Below are 16,669 nucleotides of genomic sequence, written 5' to 3' on the forward strand. Positions count from 1 at the left end.
CTCATTGCGCGTCAGAGACAAAAATATTTCAGAAACAAAGATTTAGGAAACTATGATTCATCAGTATACACTTAACGGCTACAATATTATCCTCGATGTCAACAGCGGCAGTATCCACGTGACGGATGATCTGGCCTTCGAGGCGGTCCGGCTGACGGACGAAGGATGGCCGCAGGACAGGATCATCAAGGAGCTTTCAGAGCGCTTTTCCGGGCGCGGGGTGACGGCTCAGGATGTCCGGGACAGTCTGGACGACATTGAGGAACTGCGCGCGGCGGGAAAGCTTTTTTCCACTGAGACTTTTGAAGACAAGGCATTTGACCTCAAAAAACGCAGTACCGTCATCAAAGCCCTGTGCCTTCTGGTGGCGCATACCTGCAACCTCAACTGCAGCTACTGTTTTGCCGCACAGGGGAATTTCAAGGGTCAGCACGGACTGATGTCCTTTGAGACAGGAAAACGCGCCCTGGATTTCCTCGTGGAAAATTCGGGCCTGCGCAGGAATCTGGAGGTCGACTTCTTCGGCGGCGAACCCCTCATGAATTTTGAGGTCTGCAAGGAACTCGTCGCCTATGCACGCTCGATCGAGAAGGAAAAAAAGAAGAATTTCCGTTTCACACTGACCACCAACGGGATCGGCATCACGGATGAAGTCATTGAGTGGGCCAACCGGGAGTGCCACAATGTGGTCCTGAGCCTTGACGGACGAAAAGAAGTCAATGACCGTTTCCGCAAGGATTATACCGGCAGGGGAAGCTATGACCGGATCGTCCCTAAATTTCAGAGATTTGTTGAAAAAAGAGGTGGAAAAGGGTATTACATGCGTGGAACCTTCACCCGTTTCAACACGGATTTCACCAGGGACATCTTCCATATGGCCGATGACCTCGGCTTCTCGGAGCTGTCCATGGAACCTGTGGTCGCGGATCCCGACAGTCCCTCGGCTCTGAGGCCGGAAGATCTGCCGGTCATCTTTGACCAGTACGAGATTCTGGCGAAGGATATGATCAGGCGGGAGGAAGAGGGAAAGCCGATCACTTTTTACCACTTTATGATCGATCTTGAACACGGTCCCTGCATCTACAAACGGATCTCAGGCTGCGGTTCCGGAACAGAATACCTGGCTGTGACAGCTTCGGGCGATCTCTATCCCTGCCATCAGTTTGTCAATGATCCCGAATACAAAATGGGGGACATCTGGAGCGGCGTCACGAATCTGCAGCTGCGGGATTCCTTTAAACTCTGCAATGTCTATTCCCGCCCTGAATGTGCCGACTGCTGGGCAAGGCTCTACTGCGCGGGAGGCTGCGCGGCCAATGCCTACCATGCGACAGGAGACATTCACGGGACCTACAGGACCGGCTGTGAGATTTTCAAAAAGAGAATCGAATGTGCCCTGATGATCAAAGCAGCCCAGGCTATGAAGAAAAAACCGGCGCAGGGATAATGCCACCGGGGCAGTGACTCTGGTGAAAAAACTCTATCCCTGGTATCCATTGTTTTTCAGAACAAAGGATGAGATGATGTTGCGGGGATAATGATCCTGGCGCAAAACCATCCTTCTCTTCTGGAAAAGCTCACATGCCAAAGGTTCACAGCTCTGCAGACCGGCTGACAGGGTTCATGCCTCTGCAGTTCAGCCGACCGGATTTACGGATTTACAGACCGGCTGACCAGGTTGGTAAGGCCCAGAATATAATCAACAGTTGTGCCATACAAAAGGGCCAGGCTGACGAATATATCTATATGGATAGCCCGGAGTCCGCGTTCGTACTGGGAATAAGCCTGCTGGGTGATCCCGAGTCTTTCTGCTACCTGCTTCTGGGTGAAGCCGTGCAGTTTCCTCAGGCGTATGACCCGTTCGAGAATGCGGGGAGGACAGCGAAGATCTCTTCCGGCTGAATCTTTCATTTAGCGCTTTTCCTTTCTGTTCTTCTTTCTGGTCTTCATTACAGGTACCGCGGGGTGACAGTTTTTCCCAGTTTATCAGAGGACGGCCTCCGGATATGAATCAGACAAAGGTCAATCGCAAAAAAAGGCCGCAAAAAGCCTGTCTTAAAACCTGAAAACGTAAAAACATGAAAAAAAGAGAAAAAGACATGCTCTCCCCGGGAAGGGTGCGGGATCTGGCGGACCAGGCCATGAGAAATGATTATGTCACCCACACGGGATTCCTGTCCCTGTCCGAGCAGTCCATGGCTGTTCCGGAGACCGAAAAAGCGGGTGTCAGGGCCTGTTTTTACGGAGGGCATGAGGAAGCGGACAGGAAAGTCCTTTATTTCCTTCCGTCCTATATGGATGAAGAGACGCTGACCCGGCAGGAAGACAGCGGGGAAGGCTTCATCGCCTGCCTGCGGATCAGGGTGCGCGGCGCCCGGTTTACTAAGGAGATCGGACACAGGGACTGTCTCGGAGCCCTGATGCACCTGGGGATCGGCAGGGACCAGATAGGAGATATTCTTCTGACCCGGGAGGGGGACTGCGCCTTTGTCTACGTGCTCGCCCCGGTCGCGGAGCATATCATCCGGGATCTTGTCACCGTGGGCAGGGCCCATGTGGATATAGACAGGGTGCCGCCCGATGCCTGCACTGTCCGCCCGGTGATGACTCCGGTGAGCGGGAGTATTGCCTCCGTCCGGATCGACAGCCTTGTCGCGATGGTCTTTCATATTTCGAGGTCCGCCGCCCAGGACCTGGTGGCTTCCGAAGAGGTCTTTGCCGACGGCAGGACCATCACATCAGCTTCCTATGTACCTGCGCAGGGATGCAGGATCTCCGTCCGCGGTCATGGCAAATTTATATTTGAGGGAGAAGAAAAAAAGACCAGAAAGGGCAGAATCTTTGTACGCACCAGCGTTTTTTCCTGAGAATACCTGTTTTGAAAACTGAAAATACAGCAAATGCGGAAAACAAGAAAAACACGAAAAACACGGAAAACACACGAAAAAAGCACTGATAAAAGCACAGATAAAGATATAAAGCGGGATAAAACAGTATTCGAAAATAATGAAGGAGAAGATCATGACTTACGAGGAAGCATACCGGAAACTGGAAAAATATGGACAGCTTCATGTCCTGAAATATTATGATGAGCTCGATGAGGGACAGAAAGCGGAGCTCCTTCAGCAGGTGGAGGAGACGGATTTTTCCATCCTTCAGTATATGGATCACAAGAACGCAGCGGCAGAGGAGAAAAATATTTCCCCGATCGCCGCGATGGAACTTGATGAGGTCACAAGACGCAGGGAAGAGTTCAAAAAGATCGGTCTGGAGGCAGTGCGGCAGGGAAAAGTCGCCGCTGTTCTTCTGGCCGGAGGCATGGGAACCCGTCTTGGATCTGATGACCCCAAATGCATGTATGACATCGGACTCACCCACCCCGTCTATATCATGGAGCGCCTTGTCTCCAACCTCATGGATGTCGTCAACGAGGCCGGCGGGATCTTTGTCCCGTTCTTTATCATGACGAGTGACAAGAACCACGACAAGACCGTCAGTTTTATGAAAAAAATGAATTATTTCGGCTATGATCCCTCCATGGTCTTTTTCTTTAAACAGGAAATGGCCCCGGCGGCGGATTATAACGGCAAGGTCTACATGGAGACAAAAAGCAGGATCTCCACCTCCCCCAACGGCAATGGCGGGTGGTTCCTCTCTATGAAGCGCGCAGGCCTGATCGACAAGGTACATGAGCTGGGTATTGAGTGGCTCAATACCTTCGCGGTCGACAATGTGCTGCAACGGATCGCGGACCCGGTATTTGTCGGAGCTACGATCGCCTCCGGAAGCGCCTGCGGCGCAAAGACCGTCCGCAAGGCCGCGCCCGATGAAAAGGTCGGCGTCATGTGCCTCCAAAACGGCAGACCCTCGATCATTGAATATTATGAGATGACTCCTGAACTGATGGAGACAAAGAATGAAAACGGCGACCCCGCCTATAATTTCGGTGTCATCATGAACTACTTGTTCCGTGAAAAGGATCTCGAGAGGATCGTGGACGAGGTCCTGCCTGTCCACATTGTGGAAAAGAAGATTCCCTGCCTCGATGAGAACGGAAATCCTGTTTCCCCGGCGGAACCCAACGGCTACAAGTTTGAACAGCTCGTCCTCGACATGGTCCGTGAACTGGACAGTTGCCTGCCGGTGGAGGTTGAACGCACCCGCGAGTTTGCACCGATCAAAAACAAGACCGGAATTGACTCCGTCGAAAGCGCCAGAGAGCTCTGCCTCAAGAACGGCATCGAACTCTGATCGAATTCAAGAATCACCTGCGGGTCTTGTGCACCGGATGCGGGATGACATGGCTCGTTTTTCAAAGACATGTCAATATCTTTCGCACATGTCTGGCATGAGCTGCCGCTTCCGTGCGTCATCCGGCAAACCTTCGGTTCGCCGGAGTGAAAGAACTTCGAGGCTGGTCAGCAGGTGACCAGTAACAAATCACCTTTTCAGGACGGGCCCCGGATTTGACGCTGACTGCAAAGCGGACAGGCCGGGCCCTCGCAGAGGATGGATATGTTCAGACTATGGGTTAGACAATGGCGGGACAACCACCTTGTCAGAGACACGGTGATCGAGGATCCCTCTGATGATACCAGGACACATAAAGTGTTCCGGGCGCTGGAACAGGCCTGCACAGAGTTTGACCTGGCGGTGCCTGTCTGGCTTGATGCAGTCGTCCGGGATTTCCAGAGACATTCCAGGGCGCGCTTTACAAAAGACGCCTTTATGGAGGAGATCAATTTCGATTACCTGGAGATCTATGTGATCGAAGAGGACGATTTCATTTTGTGAAAAAATAATGTTGTTTTCTTTTTTCTGATTATTACACACAAAAACAACACAATTCCCTTCTAAACTGAAGTTCATAATAAAAGAACATTAACAGCGTTTAGCTGGAAGAAAGGTGATTGCCATGTCAGAGGAAAGATTTGAAAATGGAGAAAACAGAACAGAGCCCGGTGTAAATCCCGAGCCCGGTGTATATTCCGGCAATATGTCAGATACTCCGGAAGTTCCGGCAGTCCCGGATATGCCTGAGGCTGAGGACAGCGCTCCTGTCAGCCGGAATACGGAAGCTGCGGACAGTACTTTTTACAGCCGGAATACAGAGGCCGCGGACAGCATTTCTTACAGCCGGAATACAGAGGCCGCGGACAGCATTTCTTACAGCCGGAATACAGAGACTTCGGACGGCTCTTCATACAGCGGGGATACCCGGACTCCGGAAGTGCCGGTAGTTCCCGATATGAATTCTTCCGAAACCTCTTCTGAAAGCGCCTCCGGAAGCACTTTCGAAAACACCTTCAGAAGTGAGACGTCAGCGTACGGAAGCGAAACCTCTGCTTCAGGCCCTGATCTGATCGCAGGAACAGGCTCTGGTTCGAGAGCCTATGCCGGCGGGAATTCCCCGTCCGGTACTTCCGGAGCATCTGAAAGCGCATATGCGGAGACCGGCAGGGACGCGGGCTCGCAGGAAGAAGGAAACCGCAGCCGATATTACAGCTACCAGCGCGGTCCGTCCCGCCCGTCCCACCCGGGAAAAACCAGGAAACCTGAACAGAAAAAGGGAAAAGCCCTGGCGTTTGTGCTTGCTGTCATTCTTGTCTTTATCCTTGGTGCGGGAGCGGGCGCTTATGCATCCGGTAAGTCTGCAAAAGCCTCCCTTCAGGGACAGGACCGGATCACAATGGGCAAATCAGAGAACAGTGCGGAGACAAAGAAGAAAAATGAGTCTGCACAGGAAGAGGGTTCTCCGGCTGGTGGGGATGATGTCATCGAGGAGGATCTCCCTGAGGAGAATACTTCTGAGGAGAAAAAGGACACTGCCGCTGGAAAGAGCACTATTTCCAGGGTCCAGAGCTCAGATACAAGTGAGGAAGATGTCGGCAGCGGCGTAGCGGACGTCGCGGAAAAGGTCATGCCCTCCATCGTCTCCGTCTATAATAAATTCACCCAGGAGGCTCAGTTCTTCGGAAGGCCCTATACCCAGGAGGGACAGTCCACGGGATCCGGCATCATCATAGATCAGACGGATGATGAGCTCCTGATCGTGACTAACAACCATGTGGTCGAGGGCGCGGACAGCCTCAGTGTCCAGTTCATCAATGAAGAGAACTGCGAGGCTTTGCTCAAGGGAACTGACCCGGGTTCTGACCTCGCGGTCATCTCAGTCCCCCTGAGTGAGCTTAATGCTGAAACCAGAGAGTCGATCGCCATCGCCGAACTCGGATCTTCAGAGGATCTGCGCATCGGTGAGAGCGCAATTGCGATCGGAAACGCTCTGGGTTATGGACAGTCTTTGACCGTCGGCTATATCAGTGCATTGAACCGTGAAATGACAGCGGAAGACGGGATCACAGGTACCTTTATCCAGACCGACGCAGCGATCAACCCCGGCAATTCCGGCGGAGCCCTGCTCAATTCCGCCGGCCAGGTCATCGGTATCAATTCCAACAAGATCGGCGGGAGCGCGATCGAGGGTATGGGTTTTGCCATCCCGATCTCAAAGGCGATCCCAATCATTGAAGAACTCAAAGTCCAGGAGAGCAAGACCAGGGTCTCTGAGGAGGAACAGGGTGCTCTCGGCATCCTCGGCATCACAGTGACATCAGATGTGGCCAGTGCCTATGGCCTTCCGGTCGGTGCCTATGTTGAAGAGATCATTGAGGGAAGCGCAGCCCAGCAGAGCGACCTGAGCCAGGGAGACATCATCACCGGGATCAACGGCCAGACGATCAATGGAATGGAAGCGCTCCAGGAGCAGCTCTCTTTCTATAAAGCGGGAGAGGAAGTGACCCTGACAGTCCAGCATCCCATGGAGGGAGGCTCATACAAGGAGAGAGAAATCACCCTTACACTGTCAAAGAGAAGTGATATTCAGTCCTCCGACTCTCAGGACAGCGGAAACCAGAACCGCAGGCAGCAGGAAATCCCCTATGAGGAAGAAGGCGGTGAAGACCTGTTTGACATGTTCCCTTTTGGATCCTTCGGTTTCTGATCCCGCATCCGGTAAAACACCGGTCAATGCATTTGTTATCCTGAATGCGTCAGATGATCACCGGCCGCAGCGATTTTGATTATACACAGACTGCAGTACAGCCGGAAAACGGCGGCAGGATCGATATTTTTGCAGACAGATTTCAGAAATTGCCCAAGGATGGATGCTCTGACGTCCATTGACACAGGCGCTGTACACTTTGTATACTGATAGAAAATTAACGTAGCCCCGGACCGCGCAAAGCGGGACGGGGCAAATCGTGTATTTCGGAATCATACACAGACGGACGCCAAAATGCTGAACCGGCAAAGAAGGTGTTCAAACCCGATAAAAAGCAAAAGCGTTTTAACAGGAATGATCTATGGCAAATCAAAATGACCGTGAAAATGATAATAAGCATGTGACAGAATACTGTCTGATGTGCAGAAGACCGGATACTTCCGCAGGAAAAATGATCCACCTTCCCGGAGGTATGTGTGTCTGCGGAGACTGTATGCAGAAAATGATGGACTTTGCGGGGCATATGGATCTGTCCGGCCTGATGGGAAATCCTCTGCAGGGCCAGGACTTTTTCCGTATGTTCAGTAATCCGGTCAATCCAAAGCAGGACAGGAAAGAGAGCACTTCTCCTCCCGGAGCGGGGAAAAATAACGAAGACAAAAAAGACTCCGTGGATTCCGTCGCGGATCAGGAAGTCCTGTCTTCCGGATCCGGCTCAGAGGAAGAGAATGTCCCTGTTGAGATCGAGATCCGCATTCCTGCACAGGACGACACCCTTTCCGGGTCGACACCGGAAGTCATCTTTTCCGGAGGGGATGAGGAACCTGATGAATCCGGTCAGGAGGAGCACAAAGAAGAGGCTCAGAGAGGACCTTCCATCCGATTCCTTAATCTGGGAGACATCTTTGGAAACGGCGGCGGTTTCGGACAGACCGGTCCCAAAGTGAAAAAAAAGAAAAAGAGGCTGCACAAGCCGGTCTTTTCCATTGATGATATTCCCGCCCCTCACAGGATCAAGGAGGAACTGGACAAGTACGTCATCGGCCAGGAAAAGGCAAAGAAGTTTATTTCTGTCGCGGCTTACAACCATTACAAACGCGTCCGGACCGGGACGATGGATGAGATCGAGATTGAAAAATCCAATATCCTGCTGATCGGACCGACCGGCTGCGGCAAGACCTATCTTGTCAGGACCCTGGCTGAGCTCCTCGACGTCCCGCTGGCCATCTCCGACGCCACGGCCCTCACCGAGGCGGGCTATATCGGAGATGATATCGAGAGCGTGATCTCCAAACTGCTCGCCGCGGCGGACAATGATATCGAGCAGGCCGAAAAGGGCATCGTATTTATCGATGAGATCGACAAGATCGCCAAAAAACGCAATACCAATTCCCGCGATGTCAGCGGAGAATCTGTCCAGCAGGGCCTTTTGAAGATCCTCGAGGGAGCCGAGATCGAGGTCCCCGTCGGCGCAGGCAGCAAAAACGCCATGGTGCCGCTGGCCACAGTGAACACCCGCAATATCCTCTTTATCTGCGGAGGAGCATTCCCCAATCTCGAAACCATTATCCGTGAACGTCTGAGAAAACAGACCTCTTTCGGCTTCGGGGCACAGCTCAGGGACGCTTTTGACAACGACAAAAACATCCTCGACAAGGTGACCAACGAAGATCTTCGGCGGTTCGGGATGATTCCCGAGTTCATCGGCCGTCTCCCCATCCTCTGTACCCTTCAGGGGCTGGATACCGAGATGCTGGTCAGGATCCTGAAGGAGCCCAGAAATGCTATCCTCAAACAGTACCAGAAACTCCTCGCCCTGGACGAAGTAGACCTCCGGTTCGAGGACGACGCCCTGGAAGCGATCGCCGCGAAGGCTCTGGAGCGGGATACCGGCGCCCGCGCCCTTCGCTCTGTGATCGAAGATTTTATGATGGACATCATGTATGAGATCCCCAAGGACGACAATATCGGAACAGTAACCATCACCCGCGCATTTGTGGAAGGAAAGGGCGGTCCCGTGATCAGTATACGAACGGAACACCCCAGACAGATCGCAATGAACCTTTCCGGGAATGAAGAAAGGCGGCAAAATGAGCAAAACGAATCGGAATAAAAACAACAAGAAGGATGATTTCAGCAATCAAAGGGCAGAGAAAATCACTTCAGGAATACCAGCCCGGTCTGCGGGGCTTTTGCTGTGTCTCTTTTTCTCGCTGGCCGCCGCCTTCTCCCTGACCGGCCCGCTCCGCGCCCAGGCCGGGACAGGCAGTTCCAAAACCAAGGTCATCAAGACTACTACAGATGAATCCTTTGCTTTACAAAGCGCGAAGCTTGCAAAAAAGAACCCGGGGCTGACCGTAAAGACCACCGGGAAAGCCCGTCCCTATTCTTCGGCGAGACTGATCGTCGGATTAAAGAGCGGGAAAAAGGTGGATTTTTCCAAGTACAAAGCCGCCACTGTTGTGGAGAGCAGCTTCGGAGTGAGTATCGTCCAGTTCTCTTCTGAGAGCGCTGCGAAAAAGGCGGCCGCCTCCCTCAAAAAGCTCTCCTCAGTCAGATATGTGGATGCGGACGACTGTACACTGGACCTGGGCGATTATGAAGTCAAAAAGATCTACTATGATGAGAGCAGCTATGAGAAGGACATGGGAACGTCTTCCTTGAGCAAGGAAGCGGCGGATGCCGATACCTATGACAAATCAGAGCTGAATAACCTCGACTATATCTATGACGCCACATTGAAGAAGAACGTTGTGACAACTTCCTCAACTTCCATGTCCTGGGGAGTTTCCGCGCTGCAGGCGGATAAATACGCCGCTTACGTAAAGAGCTATACGGCAAGATCGGTCAAGGTGGCCATTGTGGACAGCGGCGTGTCCTACCATAAGAAAATGGACGGAAGAATACTTTCCGGAATCGATCTGGTCGATGATGATTATACTCCTTCGGATCAGAACGGCCACGGGACTCATGTCGCCGGAACTGTCGTGGACTGCACACCCGGGATTAAAGTTTATATCCTGCCTGTCCGTGTCATGAACGCCTCCGGCGAGGGCAGTCCCTCCGTAGTCGGCAACGGGATCCGGTATGCTGTCAGCAAGGGCGCAAAGGTGATCAACCTCAGTCTCGGCGGCTACTCTCATTACCAGTATCTGGAAGATTGTATTAATTACGCCCACAATAGCGGCGTCACAGTTGTGATCGCTTCGGGCAACGAAAATGAGAATACCAAAAAAATCTGCCCGGCACATATGACGAATCCCATCGTTGTGGGAGCCATCAACTCTGACTATAAGCGCTGCTCATTTTCCAATTACGGATCTTCTGTTGATCTGGCAGCACCCGGTGACAATATCATCAGCTGCTGGGTGGGAGGCGGATACGCACTTGCGAGCGGCACTTCCATGGCCGCTCCCCATATTTCCGGAGCGGCGGCAATGTACCGCCTCATGTATCCCAACTACGGATCCTCAAAAACAGCAATACTTCTGCGCAGCTTTGTGCAGGATCTCGGGGCATCAGGCCAGGATGATTATTATGGAAAAGGCCTTCCGAAAATGACGGGCCCCATCAAACCTCTCAGGGTGACTCTCAATAAAAGCACAGCGAAGATCGAAATCAAAAAGACCCTGACCCTTAAAGCCACCCTCACACCCTCTTATGCCGGCCAGAAAGCGCTGACCTGGTCCTCGAGCAATACGGCTGTCGCGACTGTTTCTTCCAGCGGGAAAGTGACAGCAAAAAAGAAGGGGACAGCCACCATCACCGCAGAGGGTGTAGGCGGCAAGAAAGGCTCCTGCAAGGTGACTGTGATCGGGGTCCAGCCCACTGGTGTTACGCTTAACCTCAGCACAAAAACCCTTCATGTAGGCTCATCCTACACGCTCAAAGCTACAGTAAGTCCGTCGAACGCCGAAAACAAGACGCTGACATGGAAGACCGGATCCAATTCCGTCGCCACAGTCCACGAAGGAACTGTCAAGGCGAGAGGAGAGGGAACCATAACCATCACAGCGATCACTGCCAACGGTAAAAAGGCGGCCTGTAAAGTAACCGTTCTTCCCAAAGCGACAGTGACAGCCAGCGCCAAGTCACAGCCGGTTGTTTTGGCTGATGACGAAGCTCTTTCCCTGATGCCAGCCGCGGCAGCACAGGAAATCGCGGCAGAAGAGAATATTGATGTCCTTCCGGCCCAGTCCGCGGCAGCGCAAGAAGAATATGCATATGCCGCACCAGTTCAGTCTGCAGCGGCAGAGGAAGAGAATACATATGCCCCTCCGGCCCAGTCTGCAGCGACAGAGGAAGAGAATACATATATTTCTCCGGGTCAGTCTGCAGAAGCAGAGGAAGAGAATATATATGCCCCTCCGGTTCAGATTGCAGCGGCAGAGGAGGATATGCAGGAAGATATCCCTGCTCCATCCGACCAGTCCCCGGAGGAAGAGGAGAATACATTTTCCGAAGCGGAGCAGACAGCTGAAGAAAAGAATCTGTTTGCCGAAGCGGAGCAGACAGCCGAAGAAGAGGAGAACCCCATTGCCCCTGAAACCGGGATTATTATTGACCCGGAAGCAGAGAATTCCACTGCCCCCGAAACTGGGAACTTCATTGCCCCTGAAACCGGGAACAATGTTGATCCTGAAGCGGATAACCTCTATGATCCGGCAGCTGAGCAGCAGGAGAACAGATCTCTGTCTCTATTTTTAGAAAAAGAAGTCTATACGGCAGGTTCAGGCGACCGGTCTGTGGATCTTCTTGCTGATATCCGCCTGCCTGGACAAGGAGACCCGGCACTGAACGGACAGACAGATCAGTTTCCGGATCAGTTTCCGGTCGATGACGGAGAGATCCCTGATGCCACAGCGCAGAATAGAGACATATATTATATCCTCGCGATGCTGCGCGAAGAAGAGGACGGGACGAAGACACTCCTGGGTGCAGTAGATCTCATTCCCGGCCCGGATGAAGACCCGGATGAAGACAAAACGTATTTCTCTGCAGGAATCCTCTCGCGTACCGGTGCCGTAAAAAATGAAGATACCTGGGCGCTCTCCCTGAGAGCAGACCTCTCTCCCTGGACAGAAAAAACAGCTCCCGGAGAACAGGAGCTGGATCAGGAACAGGATCAATTTGAAACGGAGCAAGGGTGGGAATCTCCGGAAGAATATTCTTCAGAGAGTATTGAAGGATACGGCCCTGCCTCATACTCAGACAGGATGATCACCTGGAACTGCGTTCTGGCGGTTTATGACAGACATAGCTTCGAAGAAAGGGAATACGCGTCTTCTATCCCGGATCCTGAATCCTGCAGCCTGATCGATGCAGAGGCGCTATGTTCCTGTCCTTTTACTCTGAATATAAACTGAACATAAAATGAACATAAATGCAAAGAACTTATTTTTGTGCCTGTGTCATCATGTCCTTATAAAAGGCGGCGACACAGGCATATTGTATACAGCCGGCATACAGATTTGCCAGCCCGAAAGAAAAGATCCCCAGAAGATGAAGGGGGAGTGAACGGAGGATCAGCAGAAAGAGACGGATCCGGTTCCCTGCCATTATTTGCCGGGAAGCGCGGAGGATCCGGGATGGCTCCATTTCAGGAAAGTCCAGAAACAGATAATTTGCCAGTGAAAAAGTGAGCGTCCATAGCTCATAGAGAAGAAAACAGACTGCTCCGACCGGCAGGATCAGGGGTAATCTGGCAAGAGTCTGCCCCTCTTTTGTAAAATATATAAGGATCTGAACGGGCAGCAGACAAAGCATCTCACCGGCCGTAAGAAAAGCGCGCATCCGGACCGATTTATCTGCATTTTCAGAAAAGCAGTAAAACAGATTCCTGACCGCAGCGGGCTGCCCATACTGAAGATTCAGAAAAACCGACGCGAGCCCGATCCCGAAAAGACTGCCGAAAGTGGAGGTGACAAATCGAACTACCAGGGATATGACCAGATCGACCTCTTTGTTTCCTATTGAGATGTTGGTGAAAATCTGATTCATGGACATACTTATACCCATAAAGAGTACAAGGCTCCATACAGCTGTACTCAGGTGCCCCAGAAGAGAGCGCCGGGCATCGGCTGCAAGCTCCGCGTTGGATTTGTGATGGGCCATTGTATTACCTCCGGATCGTCCTGACAGACGGCAAAATCCTTCTAAAACTTGTGATCATTCACTTCTTTCTGACATTCACTTCTTTCTAATTTGAAAAAATATTGAAAAAAGGAACATTTTTCAATTCGGGCAGCAGTTCTTCCAGAGTCACACCATACTGCCGGTACAGCATGTCATCGATCTGCTGCCTCCCGGCAGGATCAGCCAACAAGGTCCGCACAGTCTTAAATGCAAAGGCGACATAGACAATATTTATGATGATCGCAGTCACTCCGAGAATAACTGCCCTCTTTCCCCGCTTTGAAAAACCTGTATTTCCCCCTTTTGAAAGGACCGCAAAGACGATCGCCATAGACCCCAGGAAAAAAGGCGCTACAGCCGGAAGGAAAAAAGTGGCGGGGATGGAAGCCGCGCCTGATATAAAAGCCAGCCTTTCCAGGCGGTACATATAATATTCTTCCTGATTCATAATTCACCCTATTACATTTTTTAACTATAGGCAGTTGACTGCAGACAGGTGTCCGTACACGCCGCACATTGACCGAACTGTCCTTTGTAAGCACAAGTACTGCACAGATTTGATACCCGTTTTTTTTCGCCTCTTCCAGAAGAAGAAGATTCCGCTCTGTCGACAGAACTGCTTCAAATGTAAAATCCTGTCTCGTCTCCAGGAGCACACGACGGATCATTTCGGCCTTCTGTGCCGCCTCCAGTCTGACTGGAAAAAGAAATTATAGCACATGCCTCAGGCACCTTCAACACAATTGATGTCAGATGTGTTACATTCGCGATTGCCCATGTTCAGAAAGGCTGGATGAGGCCTGAACTGTAATAAATGCTGTAAAAAGGAGATGAAACAAAATAAAATCCTTGACATGAAGATGTGGGTGACTTAATATAAACGAACCAATTAAATAACGTATGCTTTTCTCTTATTCAGAGTGGTGGAGGTACATAGGACCTGTGAAGCCACGGCAACCCCTTTGTGTAATATTCGCCTGTGCATATTACACGGGAAGGTGCCTGCCTGAGCGGAAGCCGGATCGGTGTTTCGAACAATAAGGGGGATGAAGCTTTTTTTCCTCCCACATGTTCCCCGTGTGGGAGTTCGTTTTTTTGCCCGAAGTAATAAATCGTGCAAATAAATAGTACAAATAAGCCGTTCACGGCATATTAACTCATTGCGTACCCGTTAGTCAGCCAAAGCACAGATACATTACCATTGAACGCATTTTCATTAGACGCATTATCATTAGACGCATTATCATTACACGTATTACCACTAAAGGCTTTGCCACAAAACGCTTTACTATTAAAGACTTACCATTAAAAGTTAAATACTTATCATTAAAAGGTAAATACTTACCATTAAAGAAAGGTTAAAAAAGAGAGGTTAATACAGAAAATATGGGAAGGTACATTTTTACTTCAGAATCAGTGACAGAAGGTCATCCTGACAAAGTGTGCGACGCAATCTCGGACGCCATTCTGGATGCCTGCATCGAGCAGGATCCCATGAGCCGTGTGGCCTGTGAAACCATGGCGTCTACAGGTTTTGTCATCATTTGCGGAGAGATTACCTCCAAAGCTCTGGTCGATTTCCAGGAAGTCGCCCGCAGGACGATCCGGGAGATCGGATACACAAGTTCCGACATCGGCTTTGATGCCGGCACCTGTGCGGTCATGGTCGCCCTTGACCGCCAGTCTCCTGATATCGCCATGGGCGTCAATAATGCGCTGGAGAATCGCTCGGATGAAGATGCCATGGAGACCGGTGCAGGAGATCAGGGCATGATGTTCGGCTTTGCTTCCAATGAAACGGAAGACTACATGCCGATGCCCATCTACCTCGCGCATGCTCTTACCCGCAGGCTTGCCCAGGTCCGCAAAGATGGTACGCTTCCTTATCTTCGCCCGGACGGCAAGGCACAGGTTTCTGTTGAGTACGATGAAAACGGAAAGGCTGCCCGTATTGAGGCTGTTGTCCTCTCCACGCAGCACGATCCGGAGATCACGCAGGAACAGATCCATGAGGATATGCGGAAATATGTGATCGACAAAATTATCCCTGAGGGGATGGCAGACCAGAATACAAAATACTACATCAACCCCACCGGCCGATTTGTCGTCGGCGGCCCTAACGGAGATGCCGGCCTTACCGGCCGCAAGATCATTGTTGATACTTACGGCGGCTATGCCCGCCATGGCGGCGGTGCTTTCTCCGGAAAAGACTGCACAAAAGTTGACCGAAGTGCAGCTTACGCCGCCCGGTATGTTGCCAAGAACCTTGTCGCTGCAGGTTTTGCGGACAAGATGGAGATCGAGCTCTCCTATGCGATCGGTGTCGCCCGTCCCATGGCCATCCTGGTTGATACCTTCGGGACAGGCAGGATCCCGGATGAAAGAATAGCAGAGATCATCACCGAAGAATTTGACCTTCGTCCCGACGGCATCATCAGGATGCTCGACCTCCGCAGACCGATCTACAGACAGACTTCTGCCTACGGACACTTTGGAAGGTCTGATCTCGACCTGCCCTGGGAGAGACTTGACCGTGTCGATCACCTTCGTGCCCGGCTCGCGGACCAGTAATGAATGCACAGGAACAGGTCGGTGAACCGGGTGTGCCCTGCCGCTATTCATTGTATTTACCGTTTTGTCTCCGGTTGATGACGGATTCAGACGACTTATAAGATTCACAATTCAGGCAATCCCATTCCGGCGGGTTTTATCCCGCCGGACTTTTTCTCACCGGAATAGGGAACCATCGGAATAGGAAACAGGATAGAAGAGCACATCGGAAAAGCGAAGGTGGAGAAAGACGTAAAAAAGCGGAAAAAGGTGGAAATGGCGTTGAGAAATGGCGCTGAACAAGTACACTGAAAAGTGGCTGAAAAATGGGGCTGAAAAATGGTTGGAAAAATTTTAAAAAAGCCATTGACACATAGTACCCTTTTTGGTAATATATCATTTGTTCGCGCGAGATATTAAAATCAAAACGCCGGACAGAAAAACCGATCCGGAGAGGTATCGAAGCGGTCATAACGAGGCGGTCTTGAAAACCGTTTGTCCTAACGGGCACATGGGTTCGAATCCCATCCTCTCCGCTAAAGAACTTCTTTGTGTTGTAATAATTTAATATACCACATTGGTAGGTATCTTTTTGGAGAAATACCCAAGAGGCCGAAGGGGCTCCCCTGGAAAGGGAGTAGGTCGGGAGAACCGGCGCGAGGGTTCAAATCCCTCTTTCTCCGCTCAAAAAGATGAAATGAACCGACGTGATCTCTAGATGGTTCGTTTCATTTTTTTGTTCCCTAAATCACAGCCGCTCAGCTGCGAAAACAAGTTTTTTTAAAAAAAATTAAAAAAGTAGTTGACAGAATCGAAAAGCTGTGATAGGTTATAGAAGTTGTCGCGCAAGACAAAAGCACGGCAGCGAAACAAAAACGGGGACCTGCCCTGCAGGCTCCGGAACACATTTCCAACCTTATATGAGAACAAGACAGAAATGCAACCCTGAATATATTCCTTATATTTAGAAGGTCATTAACGACC

Annotated in this window: 11 protein-coding genes, 2 tRNA genes and 1 riboswitch; of the genes, 10 read left to right on the plus strand and 3 right to left on the minus strand. The window is 51.2% G+C overall.

Annotation, left to right across the window (positions count from 1 at the left end):
* Positions 1 to 52: 52 nt before the first annotated feature.
* Positions 53 to 1,447, plus strand: a complete 1,395-nt coding sequence (scfB, locus tag BLT02_RS08710) for a thioether cross-link-forming SCIFF peptide maturase (protein WP_092993858.1) — start codon at positions 53 to 55, stop codon at positions 1,445 to 1,447.
* Positions 1,448 to 1,650: 203 nt separating this feature from the next.
* Here the strand turns inward: scfB and BLT02_RS08715 are convergent, their stop codons facing one another.
* The gene (locus tag BLT02_RS08715) at positions 1,651 to 1,911 is read right to left on the minus strand and encodes a helix-turn-helix domain-containing protein (protein WP_092993861.1); all 261 of its coding nucleotides are present in this window, start codon (positions 1,909 to 1,911) and stop codon (positions 1,651 to 1,653) included.
* 167 nt (positions 1,912 to 2,078) lie between these two features.
* Here BLT02_RS08715 and BLT02_RS08720 point away from each other — a divergent pair, with 167 nt between their 5' ends.
* The 6 genes from BLT02_RS08720 (at position 2,079) to BLT02_RS08745 (ending at position 12,366) form a co-directional block, all read left to right on the plus strand.
* Complete coding sequence (locus BLT02_RS08720) at positions 2,079 to 2,867, plus strand: YlmH/Sll1252 family protein (RefSeq protein WP_092993864.1); 789 nt, start codon at positions 2,079 to 2,081, stop codon at positions 2,865 to 2,867.
* A gap of 154 nt (positions 2,868 to 3,021) precedes the next feature.
* A complete protein-coding gene (locus BLT02_RS08725) occupies positions 3,022 to 4,251 on the plus strand; it encodes a UTP--glucose-1-phosphate uridylyltransferase (protein WP_092993867.1) in 1,230 nt (409 codons plus the stop codon).
* A 264-nt stretch (positions 4,252 to 4,515) separates the two neighbouring features.
* Positions 4,516 to 4,794: a hypothetical protein gene (locus BLT02_RS08730; RefSeq protein WP_092993869.1), complete on the plus strand. Its 279-nt coding sequence runs from the start codon at positions 4,516 to 4,518 to the stop codon at positions 4,792 to 4,794.
* Between the two features lie 121 nt (positions 4,795 to 4,915).
* Positions 4,916 to 7,000: a S1C family serine protease gene (locus BLT02_RS08735; RefSeq protein ID WP_092993872.1), complete on the plus strand. Its 2,085-nt coding sequence runs from the start codon at positions 4,916 to 4,918 to the stop codon at positions 6,998 to 7,000.
* A 361-nt stretch (positions 7,001 to 7,361) separates the two neighbouring features.
* Entirely contained in the window at positions 7,362 to 9,113 is a 1,752-nt protein-coding gene (gene clpX / locus BLT02_RS08740) for an ATP-dependent Clp protease ATP-binding subunit ClpX (protein ID WP_242869745.1), read from the plus strand.
* A complete protein-coding gene (locus tag BLT02_RS08745; protein ID WP_175453756.1) occupies positions 9,091 to 12,366 on the plus strand; it encodes a S8 family serine peptidase in 3,276 nt (1,091 codons plus the stop codon). The genes clpX and BLT02_RS08745 overlap by 23 nt, the downstream gene beginning before the upstream one ends.
* 28 nt (positions 12,367 to 12,394) lie before the next feature.
* Here BLT02_RS08745 and BLT02_RS08750 read toward each other — a convergent pair whose 3' ends face one another.
* Positions 12,395 to 13,114, minus strand: a complete 720-nt coding sequence (locus BLT02_RS08750) for a DUF975 family protein (RefSeq protein WP_092993878.1) — start codon at positions 13,112 to 13,114, stop codon at positions 12,395 to 12,397.
* Between the two features lie 85 nt (positions 13,115 to 13,199).
* Positions 13,200 to 13,583, minus strand: coding sequence for a hypothetical protein (locus BLT02_RS08755; RefSeq protein WP_139187507.1), 384 nt, complete (start codon positions 13,581 to 13,583; stop codon positions 13,200 to 13,202).
* Between the two features lie 460 nt (positions 13,584 to 14,043).
* Positions 14,044 to 14,179, plus strand: a riboswitch (SAM riboswitch).
* Between the two features lie 342 nt (positions 14,180 to 14,521).
* Between BLT02_RS08755 and metK the strand changes: the two genes are divergently transcribed.
* From metK to BLT02_RS08770, 3 genes are all read left to right on the plus strand, one after another.
* Positions 14,522 to 15,706, plus strand: coding sequence for a methionine adenosyltransferase (gene metK, locus BLT02_RS08760; protein WP_092993884.1), 1,185 nt, complete (start codon positions 14,522 to 14,524; stop codon positions 15,704 to 15,706).
* 429 nt (positions 15,707 to 16,135) lie between these two features.
* A tRNA-Ser gene (locus BLT02_RS08765) sits at positions 16,136 to 16,221 on the plus strand.
* Between the two features lie 58 nt (positions 16,222 to 16,279).
* Positions 16,280 to 16,368: transfer RNA gene (locus BLT02_RS08770), tRNA-Ser, on the plus strand.
* Positions 16,369 to 16,669: the final 301 nt, after the last annotated feature.

This window comes from Sarcina sp. DSM 11001, assembly GCF_900101015.1.
Taxonomy (GTDB): domain Bacteria; phylum Bacillota; class Clostridia; order Lachnospirales; family Lachnospiraceae; genus CAG-791.

What these genes read in the sequence shown, in the direction of transcription:
- scfB (WP_092993858.1), top strand. Translation starts at nt 53, where the DNA reads ATGATTCATCAGTATACACTTAACGGCTACAATATTATCCTCGATGTC.
- BLT02_RS08725 (WP_092993867.1), top strand. Translation starts at nt 3,022, where the DNA reads ATGACTTACGAGGAAGCATACCGGAAACTGGAAAAATATGGACAGCTT.
- BLT02_RS08720 (WP_092993864.1), top strand. Translation starts at nt 2,079, where the DNA reads ATGAAAAAAAGAGAAAAAGACATGCTCTCCCCGGGAAGGGTGCGGGAT.
- metK (WP_092993884.1), top strand. Translation starts at nt 14,522, where the DNA reads ATGGGAAGGTACATTTTTACTTCAGAATCAGTGACAGAAGGTCATCCT.
- BLT02_RS08755 (WP_139187507.1), bottom strand. Translation starts at nt 13,583, where the DNA reads ATGAATCAGGAAGAATATTATATGTACCGCCTGGAAAGGCTGGCTTTT.
- BLT02_RS08750 (WP_092993878.1), bottom strand. Translation starts at nt 13,114, where the DNA reads ATGGCCCATCACAAATCCAACGCGGAGCTTGCAGCCGATGCCCGGCGC.
- BLT02_RS08735 (WP_092993872.1), top strand. Translation starts at nt 4,916, where the DNA reads ATGTCAGAGGAAAGATTTGAAAATGGAGAAAACAGAACAGAGCCCGGT.
- clpX (WP_242869745.1), top strand. Translation starts at nt 7,362, where the DNA reads ATGGCAAATCAAAATGACCGTGAAAATGATAATAAGCATGTGACAGAA.
- BLT02_RS08730 (WP_092993869.1), top strand. Translation starts at nt 4,516, where the DNA reads ATGTTCAGACTATGGGTTAGACAATGGCGGGACAACCACCTTGTCAGA.
- BLT02_RS08745 (WP_175453756.1), top strand. Translation starts at nt 9,091, where the DNA reads ATGAGCAAAACGAATCGGAATAAAAACAACAAGAAGGATGATTTCAGC.
- BLT02_RS08715 (WP_092993861.1), bottom strand. Translation starts at nt 1,911, where the DNA reads ATGAAAGATTCAGCCGGAAGAGATCTTCGCTGTCCTCCCCGCATTCTC.